The following is a 12,886-nucleotide window of genomic DNA, read 5'->3' on the forward strand; positions in this document are numbered from 1 at the left end:
ACGGGGGATGTGTGGCGCCAAGGCGCTGCGGCGAGTGGATTATTGTGCAGCGCCCCGCTTTACGGCTCCGCACCGGGCGGTGCAGGATGCTGACCGGATGGTCAAAAAAGCAATGGAACGGCCTCGATGGGCGAAGCAGATCAGGCGCGGCTGACAACGCATGTGCTGGATACGAGTCTCGGTCGTCCCGGCTCCGGCATCGCCGTGGCGCTGACCCGGCTCGGCCCGGACGGCAGCCGCACGCTGGTCGCCGAGGCCGTGACCAATGCCGACGGGCGCTGTGACGCGCCGCTGATGGCGGGCGACGCCTTCGCGATCGGCGAATACGAGCTGGTCTTCGCGGCCGGCGCCTATTTCGACGCCATGGGCATCGACCTGCAGGAGCCGAAATTCCTCGGCGACGTGGTGCTGCGCTTCGGCATCGCCGAACGCACCCATTATCACGTGCCGCTGCTGCTCTCGCCCTTCGGCTATTCGACCTATCGGGGGAGCTGATGACGGCGATCTCCGCCCGGCCGATCCGCTTCGTCCTCAACGGCGAGGAACGCACCGTCCAGGGCGTCGCGACGACGACGACGCTGCTGGAATATCTGCGCCGCACCGAGCGGCTGACCGGCACCAAGGAAGGCTGCGCAGAGGGCGATTGCGGCGCCTGCACGGTGCTTCTGGCCGAATCCGACGGGGCGGGCGGCCTGCATCGCCGGGCCGTGAACGCCTGCATCCAGTTTCTGCCGGCAATGAACGGCCGCGCCATCGAGACCGTGGAGCATATCGGACGCGACGGGCCGCATCCGGTGCAGACCGCGATGGTCGAGCGTCACGGCAGCCAGTGCGGCTTCTGCACGCCCGGCTTCGTCATGCAGCTTCATGCGGGCTGGCTGACCGGCGCGATCTCGGACCGGGCATCGGTGAAGGACATGATCGCCGGCAATCTGTGCCGCTGCACCGGCTACGGTCCGATCATCGATGCCGGTCTCGATCTGGCCGCCGAGCCCGTGCCCGACAGGCGGGCAGAGGACGCGGTCCTCTCCCGCCGCCTGCGCGTCATCGAGGGCGACGCGGTCTTTGCCTATGAGAAGGATGGGGGCCGCTGGTTCGCGCCGACCAATGTCGACGATCTCGCCGACCTCTATGCCGAGCATCCCAACGCCGTGCTGGTCGCCGGAGCGACCGATGTCGGCCTCTGGGTCACCAAGCAGCATCGTGAGCTGCCGACCCTGATCGATGTCAGCCATGTCCGCGACCTGCGGGTGATCGAGGAAGCCGGCGGTCGGGTCTATTTCGGCGCGGCGGTCACCCATCGCGAAGCCCGCGACATCCTCGCCGACATTCATCCGGATCTCGGCGAGATGCTCCGCCGCTTTGCCGGCTACCAGATCCGCAATGCCGGCACGGTCGGCGGCAACATCGCCAACGGTTCGCCCATCGGCGATCTGCCACCCTGCCTGATCGCGCTCGGCGCGGTGCTGCATCTGCGCAAGGGCGACGATTTCCGCCAGGTGCCGCTGGAAGACTTCTTCCTCGAATATGGAAGGCAGGACCGCGCCAAGGGCGAGTTCGTCATCGCCGTCGAAGTGCCGCGACTCGAGGACGGCCAGCGCTTCTTCGCCCACAAGATCTCCAAGCGGCTGGATTCCGACATTTCGGCGGTCATGGCCGCCTTCCGCCTGACGGTCGAAGGCGAGGGGCCGGGCGCGCCGGTCACCGAAGCGCGGCTGGCCTTTGGCGGCATGGCGGGCGTTCCCAAGCGCGCCGCGCGGGCCGAGGCGATACTGGTCGGGCGACCGCTTGTCCCCGACGCCATCGAAGCCGCCGTCGCCGCGCTGGCGGAGGATTTCACGCCGCTGACCGACATGCGGGCCTCGGCCGGATACCGTCTGAAGACCGCGCAGAACCTGTTGCGGCGCTTCCTTTCTCAGGAAGGGGACGCGCCGCGCATGGGGCTGGCCGAAATTCTGCCGGAAGCGGTTGGCGAAACGGTCGGTGCGGCATCATGATCGATGAAACCCGCATCCAGGATCGCGGTGCGGCCGGCGAGCCGGCGCCCGCCGAACTCGGCGAGCAGCCGCCGGGCGAGGCCCGCGCCATTCGGGGCGGCGTCAGCGCGGCGCTCGCCCATGACAGCGGCGCCAAGCATGTCTCCGGCGCCGCCCGCTATATCGACGACGATCCGGAACTGCCGGGCACGCTTCATATCTTCATCGCCATGTCCGAGCGCGCCCATGCCCGCATCCTCTCGATGGATCTCGATGCGGTGCGCGCCGCACCGGGCGTTGTGGCGGTGCTGACGGCAGCCGACATTCCCGGCCAGAACGACTATTCGCCGGTCTTCGGCGACGATCCGATCTTCCCGCCGCTCGAAGGCGAGGGCGCCGTCGTCCAGTATGTCGGCCAGCCGATCTTCGCCGTCGCCGCCGAGACTGTCGCGGCGGCAAGGGCCGCGGCGAAATGCGCGACGATCGCCTATGAGGATCTGCCGGCGGCGATCGATCTCGACGCGGCGATCGCCATGGCCGACGAGGCCGGCGAGGATCTGCTGCCGCCGCACGAGATGCGGCTCGGCGATGCCGAGGCGGTGCTCAACACGGCCGATCAGCGCCTGCGCGGCCGGATCGAGATCGGCGGCCAGGACCATTTCTATCTGGAAGGTCAGATCGCCTCGGCGATCCCGGGCGAGGACGGCGACGTCCTGGTGCGCTCATCGACCCAGCATCCCTCGGAGGTCCAGCACAACGTTGCCAAGATGCTCGGGATTCCCGACCATGCGGTGACCGTCGAGGTGCGGCGCATGGGCGGCGGCTTCGGCGGCAAGGAAAGCCAGCCGGCACTGTTCGCCGCCGTCGCGGCGCTGGTGGCGGTGAAGACCGGCCGGCCGGCCAAATGCCGGCTCGACCGCGACGACGACATGGTCATGACCGGCAAGCGCCACGAGGTGCGGATCGAGTACGATCTCGGCTTCGACGCCGATGGGCGGATCGAAGCCGTCGATTTCGCCCATTTCGTGCGCTGCGGCTATTCCAAGGACCTGTCCGCGGCGATTGCCGACCGGGCGATGTTCCACGCCGACAACGCCTATGCGCTGCCCGCCGCGCGCATCCATTCGCGGCGGCTGAAGACGCATACGGTCTCCAACACGGCGTTTCGCGGCTTCGGCGGTCCGCAGGGCATGGTCGGCATCGAGCGCGCCATGGACCGGATCGCCTTTGCCACCGGCCTCGATCCGCTCGACGTGCGCAAGCGCAATGTCTATCCGGCGCCCGGCAGCGGGACCGGCCCGGCGTCGACCCCCTACCACATGCCGGTGACCGATTCGGTCATCGGCGAGATCCTCGAGGAACTGGAGGCGAGCTGCGCCTATCGAGCCCGGCGCGAAAAGATCGCGGCCTTCAACGCCGCCAATCCGGTACTGAAGAAGGGGCTTGCCCTGACGCCGGTGAAGTTCGGCATCTCCTTCACCACCAGCCATCTCAACCAGGCCGGCGCCCTCGTCCATGTCTACAAGGACGGCTCGGTGACGCTGAACCATGGCGGCACCGAGATGGGGCAGGGGCTGTTCACCAAGGTGGCGCAGGTCGTCGCCGAGGAATTCCAGATCGACATCGACCGGGTGAAGATCACCGGCACCACCACAGGCAAGGTCCCCAATACCTCGGCAACCGCCGCCTCGTCCGGCTCGGATCTCAACGGCATGGCAGCGCAGGCGGCCGCGCGCACCATCAAGGACCGGCTGATCGACTATGCCGTGGAGCGCTATCACGTGCCCCGCGACCAGGTCGTGTTCGAGGCCAACCGGGTGCGGATCGGCAATGCCGAGAAACGCTTCTCCGATCTCGTCGGCGAGGCCTATCTGGCGCGCATCTCCCTGTCCTCGACTGGCTTCTACGCCACGCCGGGCATCAGCTACGATCGCGACAATGCCCGCGGCACGCCCTTCTATTACTTCGCCTATGGGGCGGCCTGTTCGGAAGTCGTGATCGATACGCTGACCGGCGAGTACCGGCTCTTGCGCACCGACATTCTCCACGATGTCGGCCGGTCGCTGAACCCGGCCATCGACCGGGGCCAGATCGAGGGCGGCTTCATCCAGGGCATGGGCTGGCTGACCATGGAAGAGCTCTGGTGGGACGAAGCCGGACGGCTCAGGACCCATGCGCCCTCGACCTACAAGATCCCGACGGCCAACGACCGGCCGGACGATTTCCGCCTGGCGATCTGGGAGAAGGGCGAGAACCGTTCCGAGACGATCTATCGCTCCAAAGCCGTCGGCGAACCGCCCTTCATGCTGGCGATCTCGGTGTTCTCGGCCCTGACCGATGCGATCATCGCGGCGGGTGACGGCCGGGCCTTCCCCGATCTCGACGTGCCGGCGACGCCCGAGCGGGTGCTGGCGGCCGTAGACAGCGTGCGGGGCGCCGCATGAGCGTCGCGGCCGCCCTGCGCGCGGCGCTTGCCGCGGGTGATCCAGCCGTCCTCGTCACGGTGACGGAGGTTCGCGGCTCGACCCCGCGCGAAGCCGGCGCGGCGATGCTGGTCACGGCGGACGGCATGGCCGGCACGATCGGCGGCGGGCGGCTGGAATTCGAGGCCATCGAACGCGCCCGCATGATGCTGGAGGCCGGTGAGGACACGGCTCAGATGGACGTGCCCCTCGGCCCCGAGATCGGCCAGTGCTGCGGCGGCCGCGTCCGGCTCGACCTTGCCCCCGCCGACGATGCCGCGCTGCAGGCCTTGACGAGGGACGACGAAGTCCGGCGCGCAGCCCAGCCGACCGTGCTGATCTTCGGTGCGGGCCATACCGGGCGCGCGCTGGCGACGGCGCTGGCGCTGCTGCCCTTCTCGGTGCGGCTCGTCGACAGCCGGCCGGAGACGCTGCACGGCCTGCCCGACACCGTCACGACGGTCGCCGCCGCGCTGCCCGAGGCCGAAGTGGACGCCGCACCCCCGGGCGCCGCCTATGTGGTGATGACCCACGAGCACTCGCTTGACTTCCTCATCGCCGGCGCGGCGCTGGCGCGCGGCGATGCCGCCTATGTCGGTATGATCGGCTCGGCGACCAAGCGCGAGCGGCTGCGCCGCGATCTGGAAGCCGCCGGATGTGGCGGCGACATCGATCGGCTGACCTTGCCGATCGGCGGTGCTGCGGTGCGGGACAAGCGGCCCGAAGTGATCGCCGCGCTGACGGCTGCCGAGCTGGCGACCTGCCTGCTTTCCAGTCAACAGGAAATAGTGATCGATCGCTTTGCAGCTGCGTCTGCGCGGTGCAATAGTGCGCCAGTCCGATCAACGAGGTGACCCGCTCCGCCATGGCGCCACGGCTGCAGCTTTCCGGTATCACGAAGCGCTTTCCGGGCGTCGTCGCCAACGAGGCGGTGTCGTTTTCCGTGGCGCCCGGAGAGATTCACGCCCTCCTGGGTGAGAACGGCGCCGGCAAGTCGACCCTCGTCAAGATCATCTACGGTGTCCAGAAGGCCGATGAGGGCGAGATCGCCTTCGACGGCCACGCGGTGTCCATCGACTCGCCGCGCGAGGCGCGGGCCCTCGGCATCGGCATGGTGTTCCAGCATTTCTCGCTGTTCGAGGCGATGACGGTGCTGGAGAACATCGCGCTGGGCATGGACAACCCCCCGCCGCGCCGCGAGCTGGAGGCCGCTGTCCGCGACGTCCTCGAGACCTACAAGCTCACCCTCGACCCGCACCGCTACGTCCACACCCTGTCGGTGGGCGAGCGCCAGCGCATCGAGATCGTGCGGGCTCTGTTGCAGCGCCCGAAGCTGCTGATCATGGACGAGCCCACCTCGGTGCTCACGCCCCAGGAGGTGGAGCAGCTCTTCGACACGCTGCGGCGCCTCGCCTCCGAGGGCTGCTCGATCCTCTACATTTCCCACAAGCTGCACGAGATCAAGGAACTCTGCGGATCGGCGACCATCCTGCGCGGCGGCAAGGTGGTCGCCACCTGCGATCCGCGCGCCGAATCGGCGCGCTCCATGGCCGAGCTGATGATCGGCGGCAGCCTGAAGGATCTGGCGCCGCGCGAAGGCGAATGCTCCGGCGCCAACCGGCTGGTGGTCGAGGCGCTGTCGATGGCCGGCGAGCCGCCCTTCGGCACCAGCCTCGCCGACGTCTCCTTCGCGGTGCGGGCCGGCGAGATCTTCGGCATTGCCGGCGTCGCGGGCAACGGCCAGAACGAGCTTCTCTCGGCACTGTCGGGCGAGCGCGCCGACTATGAGGGCGGGGCGATCACCCTCGACGATACGCCGATCACCCACCTCTCGGTGACCGGGCGCCGTGTCGCCGGCCTGGCGACCCTGCCGGAGGAACGCAACGGCCACGCCGCCGTGCCGGGGCTTTCGCTCGCCGAGAACGCCATCCTGTCGGCGCGCCGACGCAAGGGGCTGGTGTCGGGCGGCATCATCCGCGCCGGGGCCGCACGCCGCTTTGCCGCCGCGGTCATCGACGCCTTTTCGGTGAAGGCCACCGGTCCGGCGGCCTCGGCCGCCAGCCTGTCGGGTGGCAATCTGCAGAAATTCGTCATGGGCCGGGAGATCATGCAGGAGCCGGCGGTACTGGTCGTCTCGCAGCCGACCTGGGGTGTCGATGCCGGCGCGGCCTCCTTCATCCGCCAGGCGATGGTCGATCTGGCCGGCAAGGGCACGGCGATCGTCGTGGTCAGCCAGGACCTCGACGAGCTTCTGGAATTCTGCGACCGCATGGCGGTCATCAATGGGGGACATCTGTCGGATGCGATGGAGGTGAAGGGCATTTCGGTCGAACGGGTCGGGCTGCTGATGGGCGGTGTCCATGGCGAGGCCGATCAGCCGCCGGCCACCGCGGAGCGGGCCGCCTGATGGCCTTCGTTCTCGAACCGCGGCGTGAGCCGAGCCGGGCCATGATGCTGGCCGCCCCGGTGATCGCGGTCGCCCTTACCCTCGTCGTCGGTGCGCTGCTGTTCACGCTGCTCGGCCATAACGGCGCGCTGGCGGTCTACGAGATCTTCGTGCGGCCGCTGTTCAATCCCTATCGCTGGCAGGATCTGCTGGTGAAGGCCGCGCCGCTGGCGATCATCGCCACGGGCCTCGCCATCGGCTTTCGCGCCAATGTCTGGAACATCGGCGCCGAGGGGCAGTACATTCTGGGCGGCCTCGCCGGCACCGGCATCGCGCTCGCCACGCTCGATCTCGACGGCGGCTGGGTCCTGCCGCTGATGGTCGTCGCCGGCATCCTCGGCGGCATGGCCTGGGCGGCGGTGCCGGCCTTTCTCAAGACGCGGATGAACGTCAACGAGATCCTGTCGAGCCTGATGCTCAACTACGTGGCGATCCAGCTCCTGTATTATCTGATGCGCGGGCCGTGGAAGGACCCGATGGGCTTCAACTTCCCGCAGACGGCGATGTTCTCGGCGGCGCAGACGCTGCCCGTCGCCGTGCCGGGTACGCTGATCCATCTCGGCATCCCGATCGCCGCGGCGTTGGCGCTGACCGCCTGGTTCCTGATCGCCCGCTCGATAACCGGCTTCCAGATCCGCGTCGTCGGCCTTGCCCCGCGCGCGGCGCGCTATGGCGGCTTCCGGCAATCCTCCACCGTCTGGCTGGCGCTGATGGTCGGCGGCGGCATGGCCGGGCTTGCCGGCATCCTCGAGGCCAGCGGTCCCTTCGGGCAGATGGTCCCGCAATTTCCCACCGGCTACGGCTACACGGCGATCATCGTCGCCTTTCTCGGCCGGCTCAATCCGCTTGGCATCCTGCTCGCCGCACTCGTGCTGGCGCTGACCTATGTCGGCGGCGAAAGCGCCCAGACGGCGCTCGGCCTGCCATCGGCGGCCGCGGGCGTCTTCCAGGCAATGATGCTGTTCTTCCTGCTGGCGACGGACATTCTGGTGCGCTACCGGCTGGCGTGGCGCCGGCCGGCCGCCGGCCATCCGCTGCCGGCGGCCGGCCAGGGCGCAACCAAGACCCGCGCGGAGGCCGCGACCGCATGACCCTTGCGCTGTTCATCACCATCCTGATGACGGTCGCCGCCGCCGCGACCCCGCTGTTGATCGCGGCGCTCGGCGAACTCGTCGTCGAGAAGTCCGGCGTCCTCAATCTCGGCGTCGAGGGCATGATGCTGATCGGCGCGGTCACCGGTTTTGCCGTGGCGTCGGTCACCGGCGTGCCGGCGGTCGGCGCAATCGCCGCCATGGGCGCAGGCGCGCTCGCGGCCCTGATCTTCGCCGTCCTGACCCTGAGCCTGATGGCCAACCAGGTCGCGACCGGACTGGCGCTGACGATCTTCGGCACCGGCGTCTCGGCGCTGCTCGGCGCACCCTATGTCGGCATCACCACGACGCCCCTCGGCCCGGTCTTTCCGGACGCGCTGGCGGCCGACCCGATCTGGCGGATACTCTTCGGTCATTCGCCGCCGGTCTATGCGGGGCTTCTCCTGACGCTCGGCGTGTGGTGGTTCCTGAAACACAGCCGGCCGGGGCTGATCCTGCGCGCCGTCGGCGAGAGCGACAGCGCCGCCCATTCGATCGGCTATCCGGTGCTGAAGATCCGTTATCTGGCGGTGCTGTTCGGCGGCGCCATGGCCGGTCTCGGCGGCTGCTATTATTCGCTGGTGCTGACGCCGATGTGGGCCGAGCGACTGACCGCCGGGCGCGGCTGGATCGCCATCGCGCTGGTGGTCTTCGCCTCCTGGCGACCGGGCCGGGTGCTCGCCGGGGCGTATCTCTTCGGCGCGGTGATCACGCTGGAGCTGCAGGCCAAGGCGGCCGGGCTCAATTTCTTCGCGCCCGAGCTTCTGGCGAGCCTTCCCTATCTGGCGACGGTGCTCGTCCTGGCAATCATTTCCGCCGGCCGGCGCGGGGCCGGTACGGCGGCGCCGGCCTGTCTCGGCCAACCCTTCAGGGCCAGTGCCTGAACCCGTTCACGAACACGAAAAGGAGTCCCAGATGTTCGACACCACCAGACGCCGACTGATGGCCGGAGCCGTCGGGCTCGCCGCCACCGCAACCTTCGCCCTGCCGGCCTTCGCGCAGGACGGCAAGGACACCGTCAAGGCCGCCTTCGTCTATGTCGGTCCGATCGGCGATTTCGGCTGGACCTACGCCCACGACCAGGGCCGCAAATATCTCGAGGAGAAGCTCGGCGACAAGGTCGAGACCTCCTATGTCGAGAACGTCGCAGAAGGCCCGGACGCCGAGCGCGTCATCCGCCAGCTCGCCCAGGAAGGCAACGACATCATCTTCACGACGTCGTTCGGCTTCATGAACCCGACCATCAAGGTGGCCAAGCAGTTCCCGGACGTGAAGTTCGAGCACGCGACCGGCTACCAGACCGGCTCGGACAACATGGGCCTGTACAATTCGCGCTTCTATCAGGGCCGCGCCGTGCTCGGCACGATCGCCGGCATGATGTCGGAGACGGGCAAGGCCGGCTACATCGCCTCCTTCCCGATCCCCGAGGTGGTGATGGGCATCAACGCCTTCACCCTGGCGGCCCGCAAGGTCAATCCGGAGTTCACCACCCAGGTCGTCTGGGTCTCGTCCTGGTACGACCCGGCCAAGGAAGCCGACGCCGCCAAGGCGCTGCTGAGCCAGGGTGCCGACGTCATCACCCAGCACACCGACTCGCCGGCTCCGCTGCAGGCCGCCGAAGAGGCCGGCGCCATCGCCTTCGGCCAGGCCTGGGACATGACCAGCTTCGCGCCGAACGCCCACATGACCGCGATCGTCGACCAGTGGGGTCCCTATTACGTCAAGCGGGTCGAGGCGCTGCTGGACGGCACCTGGGAAGCCGACAATGTCTGGCTCGGCATGGCCGAGGGCGAGGTCGAGATGGGCCCGTTCAACGACAAGATGCCCGATGATGTGAAGGCCGCCGCCCAGAAGATCGTCGACGAGACCAAGGCCGGCAATTACGAGATCTTCACCGGACCGATCAAGGATCAGGCCGGCGAGGAGCGCGCTGCCGAGGGTGAGGTCATCCCCGACGGCGACCTCCTCAAGATGGATTGGTATGTCGAGGGCGTGCAGAACTGATCACGCCTTGAGTTGCGGAGCGGTCCCGTCGCGGACCGTTCCGGCCAGCCTGTCGGCGGCGGAGCGTCCCTCTGGACCTTTCGCCGCCGTTTTCACGTAAGGGACGTTTCGCCGATGTGGACCTATTTTGCCGAATGGCTGGGCTTCGCCGTGCGTTGGGTGCATGTGATCACCGCCATCGCGTGGATCGGCTCGTCCTTCTATTTCATCGCCCTCGATCTCGGCCTCAGGCGCTCGCGGCAACTGCCGGAAGGCGTCGGCGGCGAGGCCTGGCAGGTGCATGGCGGCGGCTTCTACCATGTGCAGAAATACATGGTCGCGCCGGGCCACATGCCCGAGGATCTGACCTGGTTCAAATGGGAGAGCTACGCCACCTGGCTGTCGGGGGCGGCCCTCCTGTTCCTGGTCTATTACGTCGGGGCCGAGCTCTATCTGATCGACCCGAGCCGCGCCGACCTGCCGGTCTGGGGCGCGACGGCCATCGGTATCGGCGGACTGGCGCTTGGCTGGCTGGTCTATGACGGGCTCTGCAAGTCGCCGCTGAAGAACAACGACACGGCGCTGCTGGCGGCGCTGTTCGTCTATGTGGTGCTGGCGAGCTATCTCTTCGCGCAGGTGTTTTCCGGCCGCGGCGCCATGCTCCACACCGGCGCGATGATCGCGACGATCATGACCGCCAACGTCTTCCTGACCATCATCCCGAACCAGACCATCGTCGTCGCCGACCTCAAGGCCGGGCGCACGCCGGAGGCGCGGCTTGGCAAGGAGGCCAAGCAGCGCTCGCTGCACAACAACTACCTGACCCTGCCGGTCATCTTCCTGATGCTGTCGAACCACTACCCGCTGGCCTTCGCCACCGAGTGGAACTGGGCGATCGCCGGGCTGGTGCTCCTCATCGGTGCGGTGATCCGGCATTTCTTCAACACCATGCATGCGACCGGCCGGCAGCTCTGGTGGTGCTGGGCCGTCGCCGGCGTGCTGTTTGCCGCCGTCATCACTTTGTCCGGTGCGCCCGGCTGGAGCAACGAACCCGCTGCCGCCGAGGAGGGCGCCGGCCGCCGCTGGGACGGCGACCCGCAGCTGGCGCTGGCGGCCTCGCCCCATTTCGAGGACGCGCAGGCCATCGTCATGGCGCGCTGCTCCATGTGCCATGCCGACGAACCGCTCTGGCCCGGCATCGGCCACGCGCCCGGCAATGTGCGGCTGGAGACGGCCGACGAGATCATCCACTTCGCGCCGCTGATCGAGCGGCAGGCGGTGCGCAGCCATGCCATGCCGCCCGGCAACGTCACCGGTCTCGAGCCGGCCGAGCGCGAGACGCTGGCGGCCTGGATCGCCTCGGGTTCCGGCCTCTACGTGGCAGGAGCCTCACGGTGAAGCGCCCCGGTGGCGGCACCGCGCTCCGGGCGCGGCTTCTGTGGTTCGACGCCGATCCGGCCGAGGAGGGCGAGGCGCGTGCCGTGCGCTATGTCGCGGACGGCATCGTCGTCGTAGAGAACGGCGTCATCCGCGAGGTGGGCGAGGCAGCCGATATCCTGCGCCGGTTGTCGCCCGACACGACCCTCGTCGACCACCGTCCGCATCTGCTGATGCCGGGCTTCATCGACCCGCACCTGCACATGCCCCAGACCCAGGTCATCGCCTCCTATGGCACCGAACTGATGGAATGGCTGGCGAAATACACCTTCCCGGAGGAAAGCCGCTACGGCGATCCGGTCGTCGCCGAGGCCGCCTCGCGCTTCCTCTTCGACGAATTGCTGGCCAACGGCACCACCACCGCCGGGGTCTATTGCACCAGCCATCCCGAAAGCGTCGACGCCTTCTTCGCCGAGGCCGGGCGGCGCGGCATGCGCATGGTCGCCGGCAAGGTGATGATGGACCGCAACGCCCCCGCGGCGCTGCTCGACACGGCCGAGACCGGCTACCAGCAGTCCAAGGCGCTGATCGAGCGCTGGCATGGCAAGGGCCGGCTCGACTATGCCATCACGCCGCGCTTCGCGCCGACCTCCACCGAGGCGCAGCTGGAAGCCTGCGAGACGCTGGCGGGCGAGTATCCCGAGCTGCATATCCAGACGCATTTGTCCGAGAACGCCGCCGAGATCGCCTTCGTGCGCGAGGCGTTCGCCTGGTCGAAGGACTATACCGAGGTCTACGAGCGCTACGGCCTCGTGCGGCCCAAGGCGATGTTCGGCCATTGCATCCATCTGTCCGAGCGCGAACGCGGCGCCCTGGCGGCGGGCGGGGCGACGGCGGTGTTCTGCCCGACCTCGAACCTGTTCCTTGGCTCCGGCCTGTTCGATCTCGCCGGCATGCGCGAGGCCGGTATCCTTTCCGGCATCGCGACCGATATCGGCGGCGGCACCAGCTATTCCATGCTGCGGACCGCATCCGAAGGCTACAAGGTGCTCGCCCTTGCCGGCCAGCGTCTGCCGGCCTTCGACGCCTTCCATATGCTGACCGCCGGCAATGCGGCCGCCATGGGCCTCGACAATCGCATCGGCCGGATCGCGCCGGGCATGGAGGCCGATTTCGTCGTTCTCGACAGCCACGCGACCGCCGCCATGCGCCGGCGCATGGAGCGGGTCGAGACGCTGGAGGAGGAGCTCTTCGCGCTGATCGTGCTCGGCGACGACCGGGCGACGGTGGCGACCTATGTCGAGGGTCGCCGCGCCTATGACCGGGCGCTGCCCGCACGCACCCTACCGCCGCGCGCCGATCCGGCGCTGATGCCCGCAACCGGCAGCCAGGGCGAGGCACCACAGTGAGCGCATGGTTCGGGGGCCGCGCAACCGGCTGAAATTGCTGGCTGCACCATAAAAGTCGCTGCAATGCCGCGACATGACGCCATTGCCGTCTATCTCTTCTCCA

Annotated in this window: 10 protein-coding genes; all 10 read left to right on the plus strand. The window is 68.4% G+C overall.

Features of this window, described 5'->3' with window-relative positions; all coding sequences use genetic code 11:
• Positions 1-126 precede the first annotated feature (126 nt).
• The 10 genes from uraH (at position 127) to guaD (ending at position 12,783) form a co-directional block, all read left to right on the plus strand.
• Positions 127-495, plus strand: a complete 369-nt coding sequence (gene uraH / locus H536_RS0106880) for a hydroxyisourate hydrolase (protein ID WP_024349767.1) — start codon at positions 127-129, stop codon at positions 493-495.
• Positions 495-1,997: a xanthine dehydrogenase small subunit gene (gene xdhA, locus H536_RS0106885; RefSeq protein ID WP_024349768.1), complete on the plus strand. Its 1,503-nt coding sequence runs from the start codon at positions 495-497 to the stop codon at positions 1,995-1,997. The genes uraH and xdhA overlap by 1 nt, the downstream gene beginning before the upstream one ends.
• Positions 1,994-4,420 (plus strand): xanthine dehydrogenase molybdopterin binding subunit, encoded by a 2,427-nt coding sequence (gene xdhB / locus H536_RS0106890; protein ID WP_029702855.1) that lies wholly within the window; start codon positions 1,994-1,996, stop codon positions 4,418-4,420. Before xdhA ends, xdhB begins: the two co-directional genes overlap by 4 nt.
• Entirely contained in the window at positions 4,417-5,292 is an 876-nt protein-coding gene (gene xdhC, locus H536_RS0106895; protein WP_024349770.1) for a xanthine dehydrogenase accessory protein XdhC, read from the plus strand. Before xdhB ends, xdhC begins: the two co-directional genes overlap by 4 nt.
• Positions 5,293-5,303: 11 nt before the next feature.
• Positions 5,304-6,845 (plus strand): ABC transporter ATP-binding protein, encoded by a 1,542-nt coding sequence (locus tag H536_RS0106900; RefSeq protein WP_024349771.1) that lies wholly within the window; start codon positions 5,304-5,306, stop codon positions 6,843-6,845.
• Entirely contained in the window at positions 6,845-7,975 is a 1,131-nt protein-coding gene (locus H536_RS0106905) for an ABC transporter permease (protein WP_009210829.1), read from the plus strand. The genes H536_RS0106900 and H536_RS0106905 overlap by 1 nt, the downstream gene beginning before the upstream one ends.
• Positions 7,972-8,898: an ABC transporter permease gene (locus tag H536_RS0106910; RefSeq protein ID WP_024349772.1), complete on the plus strand. Its 927-nt coding sequence runs from the start codon at positions 7,972-7,974 to the stop codon at positions 8,896-8,898. The genes H536_RS0106905 and H536_RS0106910 overlap by 4 nt, the downstream gene beginning before the upstream one ends.
• 31 nt (positions 8,899-8,929) lie before the next feature.
• The gene (locus H536_RS0106915; protein ID WP_024349773.1) at positions 8,930-10,018 is read left to right on the plus strand and encodes a BMP family ABC transporter substrate-binding protein; all 1,089 of its coding nucleotides are present in this window, start codon (positions 8,930-8,932) and stop codon (positions 10,016-10,018) included.
• A 114-nt stretch (positions 10,019-10,132) separates the two neighbouring features.
• Positions 10,133-11,395 carry a urate hydroxylase PuuD gene (locus H536_RS0106920; protein WP_024349774.1) on the plus strand — a complete coding sequence of 421 codons (1,263 nt, stop codon included), beginning with the start codon at positions 10,133-10,135 and terminating at the stop codon, positions 11,393-11,395.
• Complete coding sequence (gene guaD / locus H536_RS0106925; RefSeq protein ID WP_024349775.1) at positions 11,392-12,783, plus strand: guanine deaminase; 1,392 nt, start codon at positions 11,392-11,394, stop codon at positions 12,781-12,783. Before H536_RS0106920 ends, guaD begins: the two co-directional genes overlap by 4 nt.
• Positions 12,784-12,886 lie beyond the last annotated feature (103 nt).

Origin of the sequence: Aurantimonas coralicida DSM 14790 (genome assembly GCF_000421645.1) — a bacterium.
Classification (GTDB): domain Bacteria; phylum Pseudomonadota; class Alphaproteobacteria; order Rhizobiales; family Rhizobiaceae; genus Aurantimonas; species Aurantimonas coralicida.